The following is a 20918-nucleotide window of genomic DNA, read 5'->3' as shown; positions in this document are numbered from 1 at the left end:
TCCACTACTGTCCGGCAAATGAGGTATCAACTGGCACTATTGCGCCTTTGCCCTGGATAACCTGTCCTGCCAGTTTGTTACCCCAACTGGCACAGGTTGCGTGATCTTGCTGCAGCAGCCATCCGGCAAGATAACCCGCATTAAAGGAGTCTCCTGCGGCTGTGGTATCCAGCACCTGCTTAACCGGTTCTGTAGGATGATGATGGGTTTGATTATTATGTGTGTAAAAGCAACCATTGCTGCCATCTTTAATGACAATTTCAGCAATGTCGTACTTTTGCAATCGAGCCAGACATGCAGCAGTATCCGGGTCAGCCCAGAGTTGCTGTTCATCATCGATGGTCAATAATGCCAGGTCGCACAAGGCGTATATTTGCTCATACACCTGCCGGGTTTGTGTTACCGATTGCCACAAGCGAGGACGATAGTTGCTGTCAAACACCAGTTTAACGCCCTGCGTGCGCAATTCAGCCAGTTTATCCAGCAATAATTGGCGATCCGTTTCCGGTAATATCGCCAGGCTAATGCCCGACAAATACAAGGCATCAAATTCACGCAAGGCCTCGAAAATGGCGTCGATATCTTTGTGCTGCATAATAAAACGCGCCGCGGCACTGTCGCGCCAGTACTGGAAACTGCGTTCCCCTGAGGCGTCATTTTGGATCAGATACAAGCCTGCATGACGGGATTCGTCCCGCATAACAAACTGACAATCCACCCCGTATTGTTGCCATTCACGCACAATTGCATCACTGAGCACGTCGGTGCCCATGGCGGTAACATAACTGGTTTGCAATCTGTCTTTAGCCACCTGCTTCAGATACACCGCGGTGTTCATGGTGTCGCCACCAAACCGTTGCTGCATGGCTCCCATTAACTCACCAGAAATCTCCACCATACATTCACCCAGTATGGCGATTTTTGCCACTGCCATTACAACGTGACTCCTTTTTTCCAGATGGCTACTTCGCGAATCTGATTGCGCTCGTTCTTCACCGGCTCGCCGTTACAGGCCGCCACCAACAAATCAATAAACTCATCTAACAATTGCGGCATACTGGTGTCCGACATTAATCTGCCGGCATCAAAATCAATCCAGTGCGGTTTCTTGTTAGCCAGTTCTGAATTGGTAGCAATTTTCAGGGTAGGCACAAATCCGCCGTATGGGGTGCCCCTGCCCGTTGTAAACAACACCATGTGACAACCGCAGGCAGCCAATGCACTGGTGGCAATGGCGTCATTGCCCGGCGCATTGAGCAGATGTAGTCCCTGCTCTTTAATGATTTCACCGTATTCCAAGACTGCCTGAACTTTGCTGCGCCCCGCTTTTTGGGTACAGCCCAGTGACTTGTCTTCTAAAGTGGTAATGCCACCGCTTTTATTGCCCGGCGATGGATTTTCATAAATGGGCTGATTGTGATCTTTGTAATAGCGTTTAAAGCCGTTCACCATGTTCACCAGGTCGTGAAAGGTTGCTTCGTCTTTACAACGGGACATCAGGATGGTTTCTGCACCAAACATTTCCGGTACTTCGGTCAGCACAGTGGTACCACCACGGGCGATCAGGTAGTCAGAAAACTCACCCAACAATGGGTTCGCGGTAATGCCAGATAAACCATCACTGCCACCGCATTCCAGACCAAAGCGCACTTCTGATAAACGCCCCGGTTGGCGCTTGTCCTGGCGCATGGTTTTATACAACTCTTCCATCAGTTCCAGACCAGCTTCCACTTCGTCTTCGACATGCTGTGTCACCAAAAATTTCAGACGGTCGCTGGAAACTTCAGTGACACCGGAGCGAAACGCTCCCACCTGGTTGTTTTCACAACCCAGGCCTACCACCAATACGCCACCGGCGTTAGGGTGTCTGGCCATATTTTGCAACAGTACCCGGGTGGTATCTAAATCGTCACCTAATTGCGAACAGCCAAACTGGTGCGGAAACACAAACACACCATCGATTTCCATGTCTGGATGCGACTGAATAAAGCGATTTACCATTTGCGTGGCCATGCCATTCACGCAACCAACCGTGGGTACCACCCAAAGCTCGTTGCGAATTGCCACAGTGCCATTGTCACGGCGGTAGATATTTATCTCGGGTGAATCGTCTTGCAGTGCAGCAAAGTCTGGCAATTCAGGTACGTAGCTGTACTCCAGTTCGTCATTCAGGTTGGTTTTTATATGGTCTGTATGCACCCATTGTCCTTTGACAATGGCATTCAGCGCATGCCCTATGGGCGCGCCATATTTTATAACATTGTCTCCCTGAGCAATGTCCTGCAGCGCCACTTTGTGACCTTTCTCAACATCTTCGACCAACTCTACGCTGATCCCGTCAAGTTCAACAACGTCCCCTTTTGCCAACGGCGCCAGGGCGACCATTACGTTGTCTTGCGCATGTAAACGAATAAATTTTTTCATACCTCGTCCCTCTCTAACAGGGTGGTTAAGGTGGTTCTGACACCATCTCGTAAAAACAGGGTTAGCAGTTCAGTGACTTGCTGTTGTAAATCTGCCACCTGAGACAGATCCTGCTGCCAGTGCCACTCGGCGGATAGTACCTGCTGTACCAGATCAGTCACTGACAGGGTTTGGTCATCATAGCTTTGCCACAATTCAGCAAAACTGCTTAGCCACTTTTCACCATCAGACAACGGAATTTGCTCTCCATCCCGCACTCCGCGATAAAACAAAATTTGTCCTGCTATCGCTGCTGCCATGAGTTTAGGTGCTTTGCCCGACTGGGTAACATACTTTTGTAGTTGCGGCACAATACGGGTATTGAACTTAGTCATGCTGTTTAATGCAATAGACACCAGTTGATGATGAATAAACGGATTTTTAAACCGCTTGATGACATCATTGGCGAAACCCTGCAATTCATTTTCAGGTAAATCCAGTGTTGGAATGATTTCGTCGAACATCAGCTGTTCAACGTAGCGCGCATACAACGCATCATCCATGGTTTCACCCACGGTATTCAGGCCCCCCAAATAAGCTAACGGCACTAACGCTGTGTGGGCCCCATTTAAGATAGCCACTTTGCGTTGCTTGTAGGGATAAATGTCCTCTACCACTTTGATATTGAGACTGCTGTCATCCAGTTTTAAAAAGGATTTCAGTGCTTCTGGTCCCTGAATCACAAACAGGTGGAAATACTCAGCAGTCACCATGAAGTTATCCAGATAGCCAAAGCGTTCCTGCAAGGCCTGATGCTCGTCTCTGGGGAATCCCGTTACAATGCGATCCACCAGGGTTGAACAAAAATGATTGGCTGATTCTAACCAGTTAACAAAACCGTCCTCTAACTGCCACAACTGGCAGTATTGCAGAACGATTTCTTTCAGTTTGTCGCCATTGTAATCAATTAACTCGCAGGGAATGATGATCAGTCCGGATTCTTCACTACCGGCAAAGTGTTGGTAACGATGATGTAACCATTGTGTTAATTTTGCGGGAAATGCCGCTGCCGGCACATCGTTTAACTTATCGGTGTCGATAAACTCAATTCCCGCTTCAGTGGTATTAGAAAATATCAGCTTAATATCCGGTGATTCAGCCAGCGCCATATAGCGTTCAAATTCTTTGTACACCGGAATTTCTTCGTTAATACAATCAATAATACGAATTTGCTCTACCGCCTCGCCAGACTCGTCAATACCGCGAATGATGCTGGTATAGAGTCCATCCTGCGTGTTGAGCAACGGCAGCGTGTCGTAATCGATGGGACGAATCACCGCAACACCAGCTTGCAGATCATTCTCTTTGTTTAGGTGATCAATTTGCCAGTCTACAAAGGCACGTAAAAAGTTTCCTTCGCCGAATTGCATGATACGGGTTGGGTAATTTTCAAAAGGAAATTCGGTTCGGTTTAATTTTTTCATCTTCAGCCCCAGCTAAATTCACAGGTCATATAACATTGCCAGCCTATATGCAGAAAGCGTTCGGGTTCTTTCTCCGGAGGCTGAATACTATTTAAATTACGCGATTTTGCCACCGGTAGCAATTATTATTTGACATTTTGCCACCGGTAGCAAAAAATACAACAAGTTATTAACTTGTTAATCAGATGTTGACGCCACATGTCTGTGGCATAGTCCTTATCTGTGAAGGCACCCTCAATTTAAAAATATGGAGTTGTGATGAGTTCATCAATGTTTTCTCTCTCTGATAAAGTCGCATTAGTTACCGGAGCCAGTCGTGGACTGGGCCAAAAAATCGCTGAAGGTTTGGCGGCTGCCGGCGCTCAGGTTATTTGCAGTAGCAGCAGAGACAATGGCTGTGACGAAACCCTGCACAACATTCATGAGGCCGGTGGTTTAGCAACACAAATCGCCGCTGACCTAAGCGATGTAGATTCCGTTACCCGTCTTGCCGATACGGCCCTGAGCCAACATGCCTGTATCGATATATTGATTAATGTTGGCGGCACCATTTTTCGCAGCCCGGCAGTGGACTACCCCTACGAACAGTGGCAAAACGTCATGCGGGTAAATCTGGATGCCAGCTTTTTACTGGCACAGAAACTGGCGCCAGCCATGATTTCTGCAGGTCAGGGCAAAATCGTCAATATCGCATCGATGCTGTCTTATACGGGTGGCATAACAGTTCCCGCCTACACCGCCAGTAAGCACGCGGTTGCAGGTCTGACCAAAGCACTGGCCAATGAATGGGGCAGCCACAATATTCAGGTCAATGCAATTGCACCTGGCTACTTTAAAACCGACAACACTCAGGCGCTGCAGGACGATCCTGTGCGTAACAAAGAAATCCTGAATCGTATACCTTCTGCTCGCTGGGGCGAACCGGAAGATCTGATTGGTGCCGCCGTATTTCTTTCATCTCATGCCAGTAATTACGTCAACGGTCATATTTTGGCGGTTGATGGCGGCTGGTTGGCACGCTAAAGGAGTGTAATAAAATGACCCGAACTCACTTTGAAAACCGCTACGCCATTGGACCCAATGAAGTTAAAAGCATGGATACCGGGCAACTTCGCTCGGCATTCCTGGCAGACCAGTTAATGCAGGAAGACGCCATTAGCTGGGTTTACACCCATTACGAACGCTTCATGGTTGGTGGTGCAGCACCGGTACATCAATCCCTGACACTGGACACCTTAGACGCGTTAAAAGCCCCCTACTTCTTATATAACCGTGAAATTGGCATCATCAATGTCGCCGGTGATGGGGTTGTGATTGCCGATGAAGTACGCTACGAACTGGGCAATAAAGATACACTGTATCTGGGCAGAGGTACCCAAAATGTAAGCTTTGAAAGTGTTGATCCACAACAACCGGCACGCTTTTATCTGAATTCAGCACCGGCACACAAAACATATCCCAGTAAAAAGGTCACCCTGGCTGAAGCCAATGTATTACAGCTGGGTAGCCTGGAAACCTCCAATGAGCGCAATATTAATCAAACCTTGATCAACAAGGTCGTGCCCACCTGTCAGTTACAAATGGGGATCACCTGTTTAAAACCCGGCAGTGTCTGGAACACCATGCCAGCTCACCAGCACGATCGTCGCAACGAGGTTTATTTCTATTTTGAAGTCCCCGAGTCACAGGCTGTCTGTCACTTTATGGGTGAACCCGAAGAAACACGTCACCTGTGGGTGCACAATGAACAAGCGGTTATTTCACCGCCCTGGTCTATCCATTCCGGGTGTGGCACACAAAACTACAGTTTTATCTGGGGTATGGCCGGTGAAAACCTGGACTACGACGATATGGATAAGTACCCACCCGAAGCGCTTAGGTAAGATTATGATGATTAAAAAGACCATACTGGCGCTCTTTGTCCTGCTGCTGAGCGCCTGCGGCCAGGAATCGAATAAAACCCGATTAACCCTGGCCCACACGTTAGACACCCGCCATGTGGTGCACATCGCGATGGAACACATGGCTGAACGTCTGGCCTACTATTCCGGTGATACCATGGAACTGGTGATCTACCCTGGCGGTCAGTTAGGTTCAGAACGGGAATTGGTGGAACTACTGCAAATCGGTAGTCTGGCGATGACCAAGGTATCCGCCAGCTCTTTGGAAGGGTTTGTACCTGAGATCAAAATCTTCAGTCTGCCCTACCTGATCCGGGACCGGGAACATTACTGGAAAGTACTCAACAGTGATATCGGTCAGTCGTTGTTAGAAAAAGCACGGGTAGCGCGGCTTAAAGGCATGGGCTATTACGATGCCGGAAGCCGCAGTTTTTACACCGTCGATGGGCCGATAAATAGCCCTGACGACCTGTCCGGCAAAAAAATCAGGGTGTTAAACAGTCCGACATCTATGGCGACTGTCAACGCCCTGGGCGGTGCTGCAACCCCCATTAACTGGGGTGAATTATATGCCGCGCTGCAACAAGGCGTAGTGGATGGTGCCGAAAACAATCCTCCCAGTTACTACCTGTCCCGTCACTACGAAATAGCCCGCTATTACAGTCTTGATGAACACACCTTTGTCCCGGATATCATTCTGGCCAGCTTACCGGTATGGGAAAGCCTGAACCCGCAACAGCAAGGTTGGTTATCACAGGCCATGGCAGACTCTGTGGAATACCAAAAAACGCTGTGGCAAAAGGCATCCGATGAGGCATTGGCCACAGTGAAAAAAGAAGGGGTTATTGTCACCTATCCCGACAAAGCGGCTTTTCAGGAAAAAGTGGCGGAATTTCATCAGTCTTTCGCTGGTACGCCGGTGGGAGATCAGATCATCAAAATTAAAAACATGTAGGTAAACCATCATGTCTCATCTTCTACATCTGATCTGTCAGCTTCTGGAAAAGCTATTAATGTTCATGATGGCCGCCATTGTGATTACCGTCAGCTGGCAGGTGTTCTCCCGTTTTGCACTGCGTGCCCCCAGTTCGATAACCGAAGAACTGGCACGCTTTCTGTTAATTTGGATTGGTATTTTGGGCGCTGCCTACGCCTATAAAACCCGGGCACATTTGGGTCTGGATTTATTTCTGGAGAAACTCAACACCCAGGCGCAACGCAAAGTGCGATTGCTGATCGAGGTACTGGTGATGTTTTTCGCCCTGAGCATTATGGTGTTTGGTGGCATTTCGCTGGTGAGTATTACCCTGGAGCTCAACCAAATTTCTGCGGCAATGGGTTGGCAAATGGGCTGGATTTACAGCGTCATCCCCTTCTCAGGCGCGCTGATCACCCTGTTTTGTATCAACAACATTAAACAATTGCTGTTCCAGTCAGTCGCAAAAGGAGAACTGTAATGGATATCACTGCACTGATTCTGGTGGCGGTATTTTTTGCCCTGCTATTTATTAATGTCCCTATTTCTATCTGTATCGCGCTGGCCACCTTACTGGCGATGTTGTTTCACATCGACTTTGTGCCCGCGACAACCACCATTGCACAACAAATGGCGGGGGGTATCGACAGTTTTGCCCTGCTGGCTATTCCGTTTTTCATTCTGTCTGGTTTGATAATGGGACAAGGAGGCATTGCACGTCGTCTGATTGAATGTGCCATGGCCCTCATTGGCTCGCTGCCAGGTGGTCTGGCACTGGTAAATGTGATGTCCTGCATGATGTTTGGTGCCATCTCCGGCTCTGCCGTTGCTGCCACGTCGGCTATCGGCAGCTTCATGATCCCGGAAATGAAAAAGCACGGTTACAGCGAAAATTTCTCTGCTGCTGTTACAGCCACCTCCGCTACAACGGGAATGCTGATCCCACCGTCAAATATTTTGATCATTTACGCCATCGCCAGCGGCGGTGTATCCATTGCCGCCCTGTTTATCGCCGGTTATCTACCTGGTATTTTACTGGGTCTGGCACTGATGACCGTATGCGTGATTTACGCCATGCGCAATAACTATCCGGTGGCTGCCCGCCTGCCACTAAAAATTGCGATGCAAAAAGTACTGGCGGCATTGCCCAGTATGTTGCTTATCTTCATTGTGATTGGCGGCATTATCATGGGGGTATTTACCGCTACAGAAGCCGGTGCTATAGCCGTGTTGTACGCATTGGTGTTGTCAGTGGGTATTTATCGGGAAATCGATTTTAAAGCGTTGCCGGGTATTTTGCTCAAAGCCAGTGAAACTACCGCAATTGTCATGTTGATCATTGGTGCTTCATCAGCGATGTCATGGTTGTTGTCGTATGCCCATATTCCGCAAACCATCAGCGACTTTTTACTGACCCTGAGCGACAACCCCATCATGATCCTGTTGCTGATCAATATCATTTTAATCCTGGTGGGCGCCTTTATTGATATGACCCCGGCAGTATTAATCTTTACACCAATATTTTTACCCGTCGCTATGGAACTGGGCATGTCGCCTATTCAGTTCGGTATCATGATGGTACTGAACCTGTCCATCGGACTGGTATCGCCACCGGTGGGAAGTGTCCTGTTCGTCAGTTGTGCCGTGGCAAAAACCTCAATTCATCGCATCATTAAACCCATGTTACCGCTATACCTGGTAATGTTTTTGGTATTGATGCTGGTGACCTACGTGCCCGCGATCAGTGAAATACTGCCAAGATGGTTTGACCTGATGTAATGCACACGAAAACCTGTGATAGACTCGACCGATAGGCCTAAAGCATTGACAATAAGAATGGATAAGAAAAGCAATACCACCATAAACGACGTCGCCAGAGTAGCGGGCGTTTCAAAACGCACGGTTTCCCGGGTTATCAACAACTCGGCGCTGGTGGGTGAGAAAACCCGCGTTAAAATTCAACAAGTTATCGACGAGCTGAATTTTCAGCCAGACAAACAAGCCCGGGGCCTGGCCTCCAAACGGTCTTACCTGTTGGGACTGATTTACGATAACCCGGATGCCCTCTATATCGACCAGGTGCAACGTGGCGCGTTAGAAGTCTGTACCAAGCTGGGGTTTGAACTGGTAGTTCACCCCTGCCACTGGAACAATGCCGACTTTATTGAAGATTGTATTAGTTTTATCCATCGTTCCCGTGTTGACGGCGTGTTAATTTTGCCACCGGTGTCTGAAAGTCGGGAGTTAGCTAAAGCCCTGCAGGAGCGCGATTTTCCTTATGTGCGGATCGCCTCTGCAGACTTAGATGATCACAGCAATATCGTGATTTCAAATGACCGCAAAGCCATGACCGAAATCGCCGAGCATTTAGTAACACTGGGACATGATGACATTGCCATTATTTCTGGTCCGTTACATTTTTGCTCTTCAACGGAGCGTCTGGAAGGTTTGTGCAGCGCTTTAAAAGAGAAAGGTCACGAAGTGCCCAAAGAACGGATTCTGGAAGGCCAGAATAGTTACGAAAGCGGCATTGAGTGTGCAAAACAGTTATTTGCGCAACAACCCTATCCCAGTGCAATTTATGCCAATAATGACGAAATGGCAGCCGGTGTGATGCGGGCCGCAAAAGACTGTGGCGTTGCCATCCCGGAGCAATTGTCATTGGTGGGATTCGATGACAACATCATCGCCTCACGAATGATACCTTCTCTGACCACCATTCGCCGTCCGGTTGAGCAAATTGCCTCATTAGCCACTAAAAAGTTAATCCGTTCGTTTGCCACTGAAGCCAGCAATGAAAAACTGGAATGGGAAGTTACGCCCTATCTGATCGTTCGCGATTCTACCGTTACACCACCTGATAAAGAGAGTTGATAAATGCCTTTACCACGCCGCCTGACCGCCAGCAGTTTAAAAGCACTGATGTGTAAAAAAGTCATGACCCTGGTTAGCCTGATAAGTCTGATGTTCAGTACCACTGTCATGAGCCAGCAACTTTTTATGGCGGGTGATTCCACGATGGCCATTAAGCACCCAAAAGACCTGCCGGAAACCGGCTGGGGTGTACCTTTCAGCCACTTCTTTTCAGACCAATTGAACATTGTCAATCTGGCTAAAAATGGTCGTAGTACCCGCACCTTCATGAGTGAGGGCTTGTGGCAACAGATATACGACAACCTCCAGGCGGGTGATTTTGTGTTTATCCAGTTTGGTCACAATGACGAAGTAGAACGCAAGAAAGACCGATACACCACACCGGAACAATATCAACAAAACCTGACAACCATGATCCGGCAAGTGCGGGAAAAACAAGCCCATGCGATATTGATGACACCGGTAACCCGTCGTTACTTTAACGAAGAGGGCAGCATAAAACTCACCCACCCTTACAGTGAGTATGTCAGACAGGTGGCGGAACAAACCGGGGTGTTATTACTGGATATGGATACTCTCACCCGGGCCTATTTTGAAGCTCAGGGCGATGCGCTGTCCCGCTTGCGCTTTATGCATATTCCACCGGGTCTGCATCCCAATTATCCAAATGGTGTGCGTGACGACACGCATTTTAACGAATTAGGTGCCCGTGAAGTGGCACAGCTGGTGTTGCAACAATTACGCACATTGGAACATCCACTACTGCAATTCCTTCGGGAAACCGATCCCAAACACCTGAAACTCAGTTACTAAAGGGCTTTTATCATGTTTAAAAAACGTATTGCGGCCGCCGCCGTAGGGTTACTGCTATCTCAAAATCCGGTTATGGCTAATCCGTTAGAGCTTGGAGAAGGCCTCAGAACTGCCGATCCATCAGCTCATGTCTGGCAAGATGGTCGACTTTACCTGTATACCAGCCATGATATGGAATGCCAGGCGGACTTCCACATGCAGGACTGGATGGCGTTCTCATCAGAAAACCTGAAAGACTGGACCAATCACGGGGTTATTCTCAGCCTTGACGATTTGAGCTGGGCCGATAACTACGCCTGGGCTCCGGATGCTGCCTACAAAAATGGTAAGTATTACCTGGTGTTTCCCGCCGGGACCGGTTTTAAAGACAGGGTAAACCCGGAGAAAAGCACCAAATGGATGGGCCTTGGCATTGCCGTCAGTGATTCCCCCACCGGCCCATTTAAGGATGCGATCGGCAAACCTTTGTGGACCGAACCCTATGCCAATGATCCCAGTCTGTTTATTGATGACGATGGCACTGCCTGGTTGTATTTTCATGGTAAAAATCACGATTACTATGTAGCAAAAATGCAGGATGATATGCTCGCCATTGACGGGGATTTAATCAAAATGGATATGGGCGGCTATGAGCCCAAAATGGAAGGCCCCTGGGTATTTAAACGTGGCGACTATTACTACTACACCATGCCGGAAAATAATCGGGTGCTCACCTATTACATGGCCACGTCACCCACTGGCCCCTGGCAATACCAGGGACAGATAATGGATCAGGAACACCAGGCCAATAATCATCACTCAATTGTGCAGTATCAGGGGCAATGGCTGTTATTTTACCACCGTTGGTATCAGGCCACTGACTCAGACTGTCACAAAAGACAGCGCCATTCTACGGCCGAATATCTGTATTTTAATGAAGATGGCACCATTCAGCCTGTAAAACGCACAGACAGTGGTATCCGCGATTTTGCCGACAAGGTTATGAAATAGCCGCCTCTTCGCCCTATGCCGATAACAGCGAACAAGTCGATTGTTATGGGTTATTCCGGGATTAATTTGCAACACAGTGCCACCGGTGGCATTATGTTGCCTGAATCAAATCATTCTTTTTTAACACTCAGGAGTTTGCAGTATGAAAATCGCCTTAATGAACGAGTTTAGTCAGGCCGCCAAAAACCCGATTGTACTTGAACAATTAGAAGCTGTTGCTTATGACCAGGGCCACAGCATTTTTAATGTGGGCATGGACGGTGATAATGACCACCGTTTGACTTACATTCACCTTGGCATCATAGCCAGCCTGTTGTTAAACAGTAAAGCCGTCGACTTTGTGGTTACCGGTTGTGGTACCGGTCAGGGCGCACTGATGGCCGCCAACGCCTTTCCAGGTGTGGTATGTGGCTATTGTATTGACCCTTCAGACGCTTACCTTTTTGCCCAAATCAACAACGGTAATGCACTGGCCCTGCCCTTTGCCAAAGGTTTTGGCTGGGGTGCAGAGTTGAATATTCGTTATATCTTCGAAAAAGCCTTTACCGGTGTTACCGGCCAGGGCTATCCGGCTGAACGCAAAGAATCACAGGTAACCAATGCCGGTATTCTCAGTCAGCTCAAACAAGATGTGGCCAAAGATTACCTTGAAGCACTGAATAGTATCGATGAAGAATTGGTGAAACAGGCAGTTGGTGGTCCGCGTTTTCAGGATTGCTTTTTCACCCATTGCCAGGATGAAAACATCGCTGCGTTTGTCAATAAATTCGTAGCCTGAAGATAAGAAATCTGAGAGGGGATAAGCGCCTGAAGCGCTTATCCCCTTTTTTTATTTTAACGTACAGGTTGCAGCATTTGCTGCATGGCAATACCGGCTAAAATGAAGGGGCCGGTGCCTTTCGGGTCATTCTGCCAGACCGGCTCAGACATATAATATTGATAGCTGCCATCACGGCCAAAGCCTAAACCAGCCACATAACACTGATTAGTCATACTGATCTCGCCATTGTCATGAACCAGCACAAATTCGCTGATCAGTCCTTCATAAGCCTTTTCAGCAACAGCCTGGTATTCAGGTGCAATGTAACCATTGGCCACGGACTTCGCCAGAAAGTACACAAACATGGCGCTACCACTGGACTCCCGGTAGTTACCTGTGGCGCCCGGTTTATCCATAATCTGCCACCAGGTGCCGGTTTCGTCCTGGCTATTGCTCAGCGCCAGCGCTAACTCTTCTGCCATAGTGATCAGAGGCATGCGCAACTGTGCTTTATCTTCGGGGATAATTTCCAGTACATCCACCAGCGCCATGGCTAACCAACCCAGGCCTCTTCCCCAGAAATGCGCTGACAAGCCGGTTTCGGAATCGGCCCAGTCTTGCTGTTTGGCTTCATCCCAGGCGTGGTAATACAACCCGGTTGTGGCATCTTTCAGATAGTGATGAGTAAGTTCAAACTCTTTAACCACTTCTTCCAGACTGTGACCATCTTCAAACATCAGGCTGTATTCCGCCAAAAATGGCATACCCATATAAACGCCATCTAACCACAACTGGTGAGGATATTTTTTCTTGTGCCAGAAAGCGCCCTCCGATGTTTTCGGATGGGACACCAGTTGCGCCCTTAAGATATCAGCCGCTTGTTTGTATTTTTGTTCTCCGGTTTCTTTATACAAAGCCAGCACCGAACGACCAGGAGCTACCGAATCAATATTAAAGTTCGACTGCTTATAGCGTTTGATGTTGCCATCATCGCTGATAAAGCTGCCTGTAATTTGATGCAGAGCCTCTTTGTATTTGGCTTCATCGGTGGCTTTCGCCAATTCGTAAAGCGCATAGGGATAAAGCCCGACAATATCATACTCAAACTTAGGCGGTCGCTGGCGATTCACATCCCAGCCATCATGGGCATAAACATAGCCTTTGCGTTCCAGTTCACTGTCCGCCAACTGTTGGCTCCAGTAAAGTGGCTTTTCCAGCGCGGGTGATTGTTGTTTAGCGGCTACAGCACGCTGCGTTTTCAATCTAACCCGTGCCGGTTGCGTTAGTTGTTCAGCGGTGTTGTCAAGGTAGTCTTTAAAGGCCTGTTTATCGGCAATACCACTTTGAGGTTGCCAAACAGCCGCAAAAGAATAAGTTAATTGTGCGGCCATAGGCTCGGATTCGGCACGCTCTTCTGGCGATAAAATCGCCAGATAATTTGCCTCATCCTGGGTAACCTCGTCCAGCAATGTACGCGGAAAGAACACTGCCATGCCTAACATACTGCCATCCAGTGATTGTTTACCCCAACTGGCAATGTAAGTGTAAGCTGTGCCGGTAATATTGGTATTACCCTGCAATAATTCGGTGTCTTTGTGTTTTACCACACCCACCGCCATTTGCGACACAGACTGTTGAAAGTCCAGTGTTACATTCACCAGCGGACTGCCCGCTTGCATGGCAAAGGTTGCCGCCAGATCTTGCTCCCCGGCGGGACTTTTCCAGCCCTGATAATCAATACTGAAGGCGGATTGTAAAGCACTATTGTCCAAAATAGTGGCCGTGCGTTGGCTGGCATCACTGATCAGATGTAACGTCTCATCCTGCCACAGGCCAAAACCGCCAGCCCCTAATGAGCTTCCTACTTTGAGGATATCCATGCCCCAATCCTGCATATCATGGTATGAAGCATAACCGTCCTGCCCTACCTGTTGCAGTGCTACATCTGTTGTCAGCTTACCGAAAATATCAAAGCCATTGCGGTGATCCAGATAAATGCGATAACCGACCTGATCAGATTCAATACCTGGACCTTCGTAGCGTATCCAGTTTGAATGGTCCGTATAGTGCTCCGGTGGGCTTACCTGTTGTTGATTAACAAACTCACCACCCACATATTCTTTAAACTGGGTATCGGGATATTTTGAATGGGCCTGCCATTCGCCACCTTGTTTTGTGGCTATTTCCGCCTGTGTGCGTTTCACCAGTGCAGATTTTTGGGCACTGTGTGTTATTTCAATATGCCGGGTTTCAGCCGCCTTCAAAGGCACCACGACATAAAGCCCGTCGGCCTGGCCATCTAAATCTTTATCGGCCTGCTCCGCTTGCAGCGTTTCGTTGTCGCTACGCACGTTAAGCTGATGCGACTCGCCGTTCAACCCCAGGTCATAATAACTAAAATAAAGCACTTCTTCCGGGCGGGCAAAGTCGGATGGGTTGTGTACTTCGGCACTGGCTACAAGCGCAGCTTCTTTCTTGGCAGCAGATTGTGCCGCAGCGTCACCCGCCGGGATTTGGGCTGCATTATTGCATCCCACTATAGCGGCGCCAAGGATGACCGAAGATAACGCCCGAGTGAGCGTAGAGGCAGCGAATTTCATGATCTTCTCCCTACTGTAAATTAAAACTTGTACGCCTTCTTAACCAGGCCGTAAGTTAACTGATATGCAATCTGTTTTGCCTCATCGAAGCTGATTTGATGATTGCACACTAACTCCGCCAGGTAGCGGCAATCCACCCGTCTTGCCACGTCATGTCTGGCGGGAATGGACAAAAATGCCCGGGTATCATCATTAAAACCAACCGTATTGTAAAAGCCGGCCGTTTCGGTGGTCTGTTGTCTGAAACGCAGCATGCCTGCCGGGCTGTCGTGGAACCACCATGCGGGACCCAGTTTTAAACTCGGATAATGCCCGGCCAATGGCGCCAATTCGCGACTGTAGACGGTTTCATCCAGAGTAAATAAGATGATGTTCAAACGAGGATCATTGCCATATTTTGCCAACAAGGGTTTCAAGGCATTGACATACTCAGTATTGGAAGGGATATCTGCGCCTTTATCGCGGCCAAAACGGTCAAACACCTGTTGATTATGGTTGCGGTGTGCGCCAGGGTGAATTTGCATCACCAGGCCATCTTCAATGCTCATACCCGCCAATTCGGTCAGCATTTGCGCGCGGAAAAGCTCTTGTTGTGCTTCATCGGCCTGGCCATTAATGCAGGTAGCAAACAAGGATTCGCATTCCTGTTTGGATAAATCGGCAGTGCGCGCCGTCGGGTGCCCATGATCGGTAGCCGTAATGCGCCCGTGCGCTTTAAAATAAGCACGACGGGAGCGAATGGCATCCAGGTAACCCTGCCAGGTTTGGGTATTTTCGCCGGTGATTTCACCTAACTTCTCAATATTAGCGACAAAGTCTTCACGACTGGCATCCACTACATCGTCCGGGCGGAATGTACTCACAACCCGCTTTTCCATTTCCGTACCGGCAATATTGCGATGGTGCGGCAAGGCGTCAAGAGCGCCCTCTGTGGTAGCAATGAGTTCAATATTGAATTTATCCATCAGGGCCCGCGGGCGAAATTCCGGTTGCACCAGTTGACGGTTAATTTCGTCGTAGTACTCCATGGCGTTTTCGCTACAGAGCTTTTCATCAAAGCCAAATACGTTGGCAAAGGTAGAATCCAGCCAATACCCCGAAGGTGTGCCGGCAAACAAAAAGTAGTTTTGCGCGAAGATCTTCCAGACCGCCACCGGATCAACATCTCTGGATGCCTGCATATCGCCTTTTAATCCATGCTGGGGAATACCCAGTGTTTCCAGTGCAATCCCCTGGCTATAGAGCATGCGAAATACATAATGATCAGGCTTAATCAGCAGTGCGGTTGCATTGTCAAAGTTCTGATTTTCGTCAAACCAAGAAGGATCAGTGTGTCCGTGTGGGCTGATGATGGGCAGATCCTTAACGTCCTGATAGAGTTCTCTGGCCACAGCCACCACACTGGGTTCACTGGAAAGCAGACGATCCGGATGTAAATTAAGTTTAGTTCTGGTTTGACGCATGATGCGATCCTATTGCTAATGGCCCTAACGGCCTTGTTTAACTGTTTGAAATTAACTGTGCAGCGTCAATCGTCTTGCCGGCGATACTGACATTGTGTAATTCAAATTGATTGATATTCCTGACAATTGAAGATTTCGGCGACTCATTGAGAAAGTGGCAATTTTTCAGGGTCAGGTCGTAAATGGGCTTGCGTTCAAAGCCCTGAATATTAAAGGGACGAACCAAAATGTCCCGACATACCAGGTCTTCAATCACCACATCTCGCACGGTGGGATCAAATTTCCCGGCATCGCCTTCTTCGTAATAAAAATTAATCACGATAGCGGTTTTGGCTCTGCCCACGGTAATGTTTCTATAGCGGAAATGCTCAAGCTTACCGCCTCTGACAGAGTTGGTTTTAATGCGAATCGCACGCTCAAGATGTGGACTATCCATAACGCAGTTTTCCACGTAAAGATGATTAACGCCGCCGGAAATCTCACTGCCCACCACGACTCCGCCGTGACCTTCTTTCATATTACAGTTGGCTATTACCAGATTTTGGCAAGGTGTATTTAAGCGACGTCCGTCATTATTGCGACCCGATTTAATTGCGATGCAGTCATCTCCGGTATCAAAAATACAGTTTTCAATGACCACATGATCACATGACTCCGGATTGCAGCCATCGTTATTGGGGCCATGACTCAAAAACTTCACTTTGTTTACCGTCACGTTTTTACACAACACCGGATTCAATAACCAAAACGGAGAATCCTTAATCGTGATACCTTGCACCAATACGTTTTGGCAATCGTAAGGCTGAATAAAGGGCGGTCTCAAAAAGGCCCCATCGGCGTACTGACGCTGTGCTACCGGAACGCCGTCTTCCACATCCTGCATCAGCTTTTGTCGCGCGGGCTTTTGATCTTCTCCGGGAATGAGATCCCAATGTTTTTCCTTGTGCGGGCCCTTCCAGGGCCACCAGGTTTGATTGTCTGCGCCACCGGATAACGTACCTTTTCCGGTTATCGCGATGTTAGTTTGTTTATAGGCATAAATAAGCGGTGAATAACCCATTAATTCCATGCCTTCCCACCGGGTAAATACCGCCGGTAAATAGCGCTCGGGTTCTGGGATAAATTGTACGTCAGCACCTTTTTCTATCACCAGATTAACATTGGAAAGCAGGTGAACAGGGCCGGTAGGATATACACCTGGCGGCACAATAACTTTACCACCGCCTTGTTGGTGGCAGGCCGAAATCGCATCAGCAAACGCCTGCGTATAATCATTTGACTGGTTCTCTGGCTGATAGTCAGTTAACACAAAACGCTTCGCCGGGAATGTGGGTACGATAGTATTTTTGCGGATTTCATCCGCTCTTTGCCAGTCATGTATCGAATTTTGCGAGTTGTTCTGCGCTGTATCGCTGGTTTTTGCCAGCGGTAAAGTCGCACAGCCGGAAAAAATCGACGACGCGGTTGCCGCTATCACCCCTTTGCAAAGCTGTCTTCTGTTGAACGTCATAGTTTACCTTTTTGATATTAAAACCATTTTTGCCCTTACCATGCCAGCTTAATGCGCCGGGCACCAGACACGTCCTGTTTGGACAAGATGGCTATTAGTGTTGCCAGATAATGTCAAACTTCACATTGCCACCGGTGGCAATTATTCCTTAATGGCCCGAAGTTTGTCAATATTTTGTTAATGTAAAATTTGCCAATCTGGCACTATGCAATAATCCGATCTGTTCAGGATTCGTCAGACTGCAATGCAAACTCACCCTGCTGAATGCGCTGCCACCCCTGAATTAAGTCTTCCACCGATAAGTTGTACTTACGGCTGTCGATCGCTTCGGGCGTTAAGAACGGATTGTTCAGATCAATGATTTTTCTCTGCTGTAAGTTCGCCCGACGTAAAAAACGCTGTACTCGATCACTGCTGTAAAAAAAGCGGTCAAATTCACCGTCCTGCAACGCGCTCATCAATCCATGTTCAATATCCTGCGCCAGTTCAATACGGTTTTTGTTGACGAAAAAATAGGTGGGTAATGGATAGCGAATTATCAGGTGCTCTTCAACAGCGAGGGACAAGTCTTTATTTGCTTCTACTTCTGCCCAGGCTTCGGTGGCGCCTCTGGGAAAGGCATCAAAGCGCCCTCCTTCCAGCATGTGAAACAAGCCTTTCTTTTTGGAAGACAGCTCGACGGTAAATCCTGCGGAACGCAAAATGTCGCCATCTTTCCAGCCGCGTCCCTGCCCCATACTAATTTCAAGCAGCTGACTAACATCATTGATCTGACTAAACCGGGCGATTTCATCAGCCCGGATAATCATAAAACGCAAGCTCATCAGACCGCGATAGCCATCAATTCGCACCGGAATAAAGGTTTCTTCCTGCTCGGGAGAAGTCCCTCCCCAGAACACCGCGATAGTGCCATGCAACGCAGCCTGATATTGGGCATCTTTTGATAACCTGTCATTGGTCTGGACAAACTGATAAGGCTTGTCGCTGTAGCTCAATGCCAGTTTCAACAGATTCAACATGTAGGTATTGTTTTGCGCCCTGACTTTGTTGATACCAACTTGCAGATCCGCTGCCGATGATGTTGCTGACAACATTAAAACTAACATCAAAAAAACGATTTTACGGAACATAAACTGTCTCACTATCAATGGATGTTTGCAGCATTGCGATTTCTGTCGGTACATTTTTCAGGGTGAAGCAATCGCATCTTTTTGTGACGCTTCAGAATATCTACTTTGCTTTTTTACCTGCGCCTACCCGTCAGCAATAACCACTCGCTACCGGATGAATTAGTTACCTACTTTAGGGAATGAATCAGAATTTTTGCCTTCAGGCCCGGGCAACATATGCCCTCTCCTGTGACGGCGGAAAATTTCAGAAAACCCCAATTGCCACCGGTAGCAATTGTTTAACAAAGCAACAGGTGATGTCAACATGGAATTAACATCAAAATAACAAATTGCAATTTAAACGCATGTATTTCAATGATTTAAGGAAGTTTCCCAGTTTTCATTTCGATACATAAACACTGTCTTTAAAAAATAAATAACATATTTTTTACAAAAAACATTGCCACCGGTAGCAAGTTTGTATAAATTAAATGTGCCACCGGTGGCAGCAATAGTGAAAAAGTCGTGACATTAATTCGACAGCAATGCCAGGACAAAAATCTCAAACACGTAACTTCAGAATTTGTGAGCTAATAAATGGAAAATCAGTGTAGTAGGGTTTCAATTGGAAATTGGATAGGCAAAGTCAAACATCTCTTCGCCACCGGACTGGTATTGCTGAGTGTTTCTGCGCACGCCAATAACACCCAACACGATATTGACCAGGCAGTGTCACACATTCTGCAACAAATTGAATTACCCAACATCCCGGCGAGAGAGTATCAACTAAGCGACTACGCCGATGCAGAGTCATTGCAAAAAGACATTCTTCCGGCATTAAAACTGGCCATTGCGGATGCCAGCAAGCAAGGCGGTGGTAAAATCACGGTCCCCGCTGGAAAATGGTTTGTGGGTGGTCCGATACATCTGCAAAGTCGCATTGAATTACACCTGTCTGAAGGCAGTCATCTGTTATTCTCAGGAGAGCCAGCGCACTACCTCCCGGTTGTGGAACAACGCTGGGAAGGTACTGAGGTATTCGCTTACTCGCCATTAATTTATGCTAATCATGTCGAAGATATCGCTATCACAGGGACTGGCATTATTGATGGCAATGCAGACAGCCAGTTCCACGCCTGGTATCAGCAACAAGACGCGGATATTCGCGCCCTGAGAAAACAAGGATTCGATGGCGAACCGCTGGCCAAACGCGTGTTTGGCAAGGGCCACTATCTGCGCCCGGACCTACTGCAAATATTGAACGCAAAGCGCGTCTTACTGGAAGGTTACACTGCACTGAATTCTCCGTTTTGGGTAAACCATATTGTTTACACCGAACATGCCACATTGAGGGATCTCAAAGTAGACAGTCATTTTCCCAATAACGATGGTGTTGATGTTGACTCCTGTAGTCTGGTGTTGGTGGAAAACAACCACTTCAGCACCGGTGACGACTCTATAGTGATCAAGTCAGGACGCGACCTGGATGGTCGTAACATTGCCAAACCCAGTCACTCTATCGTGGTACGCAACAATACCATGGGTGGCGAAGATGGCCTTGGCCTGGGCAGTGAGATGTCAGGCGGCATTTACGACGTGTACTTCCTTAATAATACATTGGTGGGCGGCAGCGCCGCTTTTCGCTTCAAGGCCAATCCCGACCGGGGCGGTAAAGTTGAAAATATCTATATTCAACAAGCCACTGTTGGGCAATACGATCACCTGTTTTGGTTCCAACTGGACTACCCCAGCCAATGGGGTGGCAACTTTAGAACCCAGTACAACAATATTTTCTTCAATGACATCAACGCAGCCCAGGTGGATACCGTGTTCTTTATGCGCGCACCTGACGACTGGCCGCTGGGCAAAGTGCAATTTCAGCAGGTTAATGTGGAAAACGCTGAGCATATTTTCGATGTCAAGAATGTGTCCGATTTAGATCTGCGCAAGGTCAACATCGGCAAGTACCAGATTACTGGTCAGCTTCAATGGCTGGCGGAATAGTAATGACCCATAACTGCAACACAACATACAT

17 protein-coding genes are annotated in these 20918 nt (G+C 48.0%); 10 read left to right on the top strand and 7 right to left on the bottom strand.

All coding sequences use genetic code 11. The features are described from left to right. Positions 1-4: 4 nt before the first annotated feature. From AC0J20_RS17475 to AC0J20_RS17465, 3 genes are read right to left on the bottom strand one after another with little or no spacing between them, the layout of a single operon-like run. A complete protein-coding gene (locus AC0J20_RS17475; RefSeq protein ID WP_473022697.1) occupies positions 5-934 on the bottom strand; it encodes a sugar kinase in 930 nt (309 codons plus the stop codon). Beyond that, entirely contained in the window at positions 934-2424 is a 1491-nt protein-coding gene (locus AC0J20_RS17470; RefSeq protein WP_229527906.1) for a UxaA family hydrolase, read from the bottom strand. Before AC0J20_RS17470 ends, AC0J20_RS17475 begins: the two co-directional genes overlap by 1 nt. Next, the gene (locus AC0J20_RS17465) at positions 2421-3887 is read right to left on the bottom strand and encodes a tagaturonate reductase (protein ID WP_473022696.1); all 1467 of its coding nucleotides are present in this window, start codon (positions 3885-3887) and stop codon (positions 2421-2423) included. Before AC0J20_RS17465 ends, AC0J20_RS17470 begins: the two co-directional genes overlap by 4 nt. Before the next feature lie 258 nt (positions 3888-4145). Here AC0J20_RS17465 and AC0J20_RS17460 point away from each other — a divergent pair, with 258 nt between their 5' ends. From AC0J20_RS17460 to AC0J20_RS17420, 9 genes are all read left to right on the top strand, one after another. Then, on the top strand, positions 4146-4910 hold the full coding sequence (locus AC0J20_RS17460; RefSeq protein WP_229527908.1) for an SDR family oxidoreductase: 765 nt from the start codon (positions 4146-4148) through the stop codon (positions 4908-4910). A 14-nt stretch (positions 4911-4924) separates the two neighbouring features. After that, positions 4925-5770 (top strand): 5-dehydro-4-deoxy-D-glucuronate isomerase, encoded by an 846-nt coding sequence (kduI, locus tag AC0J20_RS17455; protein WP_229527909.1) that lies wholly within the window; start codon positions 4925-4927, stop codon positions 5768-5770. Between the two features lie 4 nt (positions 5771-5774). Continuing rightward, on the top strand, positions 5775-6743 hold the full coding sequence (locus AC0J20_RS17450) for a TRAP transporter substrate-binding protein (RefSeq protein ID WP_473022695.1): 969 nt from the start codon (positions 5775-5777) through the stop codon (positions 6741-6743). 10 nt (positions 6744-6753) lie between these two features. Beyond that, complete coding sequence (locus AC0J20_RS17445; RefSeq protein ID WP_473022694.1) at positions 6754-7245, top strand: TRAP transporter small permease; 492 nt, start codon at positions 6754-6756, stop codon at positions 7243-7245. After that, positions 7245-8543 (top strand): TRAP transporter large permease, encoded by a 1299-nt coding sequence (locus AC0J20_RS17440; RefSeq protein WP_229527912.1) that lies wholly within the window; start codon positions 7245-7247, stop codon positions 8541-8543. Before AC0J20_RS17445 ends, AC0J20_RS17440 begins: the two co-directional genes overlap by 1 nt. A 57-nt stretch (positions 8544-8600) precedes the next feature. After that, complete coding sequence (locus tag AC0J20_RS17435; protein WP_229527913.1) at positions 8601-9638, top strand: LacI family DNA-binding transcriptional regulator; 1038 nt, start codon at positions 8601-8603, stop codon at positions 9636-9638. Positions 9639-9641: 3 nt separating this feature from the next. Further along, positions 9642-10451: a rhamnogalacturonan acetylesterase gene (locus tag AC0J20_RS17430; protein ID WP_473022693.1), complete on the top strand. Its 810-nt coding sequence runs from the start codon at positions 9642-9644 to the stop codon at positions 10449-10451. 12 nt (positions 10452-10463) lie between these two features. Beyond that, the gene (locus tag AC0J20_RS17425) at positions 10464-11441 is read left to right on the top strand and encodes a family 43 glycosylhydrolase (RefSeq protein WP_473022692.1); all 978 of its coding nucleotides are present in this window, start codon (positions 10464-10466) and stop codon (positions 11439-11441) included. Between the two features lie 142 nt (positions 11442-11583). Next, positions 11584-12219 (top strand): RpiB/LacA/LacB family sugar-phosphate isomerase, encoded by a 636-nt coding sequence (locus AC0J20_RS17420; RefSeq protein ID WP_229527916.1) that lies wholly within the window; start codon positions 11584-11586, stop codon positions 12217-12219. 56 nt (positions 12220-12275) lie between these two features. Here the strand turns inward: AC0J20_RS17420 and AC0J20_RS17415 are convergent, their stop codons facing one another. From AC0J20_RS17415 to AC0J20_RS17400, 4 genes are all read right to left on the bottom strand, one after another. Next, positions 12276-14801 (bottom strand): glycoside hydrolase family 88 protein, encoded by a 2526-nt coding sequence (locus AC0J20_RS17415; protein WP_473022691.1) that lies wholly within the window; start codon positions 14799-14801, stop codon positions 12276-12278. Positions 14802-14821: 20 nt separating this feature from the next. Continuing rightward, positions 14822-16264 carry a glucuronate isomerase gene (gene uxaC / locus AC0J20_RS17410; protein ID WP_473022690.1) on the bottom strand — a complete coding sequence of 481 codons (1443 nt, stop codon included), beginning with the start codon at positions 16262-16264 and terminating at the stop codon, positions 14822-14824. 37 nt (positions 16265-16301) lie between these two features. Further along, a complete protein-coding gene (locus tag AC0J20_RS17405) occupies positions 16302-17774 on the bottom strand; it encodes a glycoside hydrolase family 28 protein (protein WP_473022689.1) in 1473 nt (490 codons plus the stop codon). Between the two features lie 224 nt (positions 17775-17998). After that, positions 17999-18904 (bottom strand): diguanylate cyclase, encoded by a 906-nt coding sequence (locus AC0J20_RS17400; protein ID WP_229527920.1) that lies wholly within the window; start codon positions 18902-18904, stop codon positions 17999-18001. A 576-nt stretch (positions 18905-19480) separates the two neighbouring features. Here AC0J20_RS17400 and AC0J20_RS17395 point away from each other — a divergent pair. Beyond that, the gene (locus AC0J20_RS17395) at positions 19481-20887 is read left to right on the top strand and encodes a glycoside hydrolase family 28 protein (RefSeq protein ID WP_473022688.1); all 1407 of its coding nucleotides are present in this window, start codon (positions 19481-19483) and stop codon (positions 20885-20887) included. Positions 20888-20918: the final 31 nt, after the last annotated feature.

The sequence above is a fragment of the Planctobacterium sp. R6 genome (genome assembly GCF_055755215.1).
Note: the sequence above shows the minus strand (reverse complement) of the source record. Positions and strands in the feature narration are given on the sequence as shown.

What these genes read in the sequence shown, in the direction of transcription:
- AC0J20_RS17435 (WP_229527913.1), top strand. Translation starts at nt 8,601, where the DNA reads ATGGATAAGAAAAGCAATACCACCATAAACGACGTCGCCAGAGTAGCG.
- AC0J20_RS17420 (WP_229527916.1), top strand. Translation starts at nt 11,584, where the DNA reads ATGAAAATCGCCTTAATGAACGAGTTTAGTCAGGCCGCCAAAAACCCG.
- AC0J20_RS17460 (WP_229527908.1), top strand. Translation starts at nt 4,146, where the DNA reads ATGAGTTCATCAATGTTTTCTCTCTCTGATAAAGTCGCATTAGTTACC.
- AC0J20_RS17425 (WP_473022692.1), top strand. Translation starts at nt 10,464, where the DNA reads ATGTTTAAAAAACGTATTGCGGCCGCCGCCGTAGGGTTACTGCTATCT.
- AC0J20_RS17405 (WP_473022689.1), bottom strand. Translation starts at nt 17,774, where the DNA reads ATGACGTTCAACAGAAGACAGCTTTGCAAAGGGGTGATAGCGGCAACC.
- AC0J20_RS17465 (WP_473022696.1), bottom strand. Translation starts at nt 3,887, where the DNA reads ATGAAAAAATTAAACCGAACCGAATTTCCTTTTGAAAATTACCCAACC.
- AC0J20_RS17395 (WP_473022688.1), top strand. Translation starts at nt 19,481, where the DNA reads ATGGAAAATCAGTGTAGTAGGGTTTCAATTGGAAATTGGATAGGCAAA.
- uxaC (WP_473022690.1), bottom strand. Translation starts at nt 16,264, where the DNA reads ATGCGTCAAACCAGAACTAAACTTAATTTACATCCGGATCGTCTGCTT.
- AC0J20_RS17430 (WP_473022693.1), top strand. Translation starts at nt 9,642, where the DNA reads ATGCCTTTACCACGCCGCCTGACCGCCAGCAGTTTAAAAGCACTGATG.
- AC0J20_RS17475 (WP_473022697.1), bottom strand. Translation starts at nt 934, where the DNA reads ATGGCAGTGGCAAAAATCGCCATACTGGGTGAATGTATGGTGGAGATT.
- AC0J20_RS17415 (WP_473022691.1), bottom strand. Translation starts at nt 14,801, where the DNA reads ATGAAATTCGCTGCCTCTACGCTCACTCGGGCGTTATCTTCGGTCATC.
- kduI (WP_229527909.1), top strand. Translation starts at nt 4,925, where the DNA reads ATGACCCGAACTCACTTTGAAAACCGCTACGCCATTGGACCCAATGAA.
- AC0J20_RS17450 (WP_473022695.1), top strand. Translation starts at nt 5,775, where the DNA reads ATGATGATTAAAAAGACCATACTGGCGCTCTTTGTCCTGCTGCTGAGC.
- AC0J20_RS17445 (WP_473022694.1), top strand. Translation starts at nt 6,754, where the DNA reads ATGTCTCATCTTCTACATCTGATCTGTCAGCTTCTGGAAAAGCTATTA.
- AC0J20_RS17400 (WP_229527920.1), bottom strand. Translation starts at nt 18,904, where the DNA reads ATGTTCCGTAAAATCGTTTTTTTGATGTTAGTTTTAATGTTGTCAGCA.
- AC0J20_RS17440 (WP_229527912.1), top strand. Translation starts at nt 7,245, where the DNA reads ATGGATATCACTGCACTGATTCTGGTGGCGGTATTTTTTGCCCTGCTA.
- AC0J20_RS17470 (WP_229527906.1), bottom strand. Translation starts at nt 2,424, where the DNA reads ATGAAAAAATTTATTCGTTTACATGCGCAAGACAACGTAATGGTCGCC.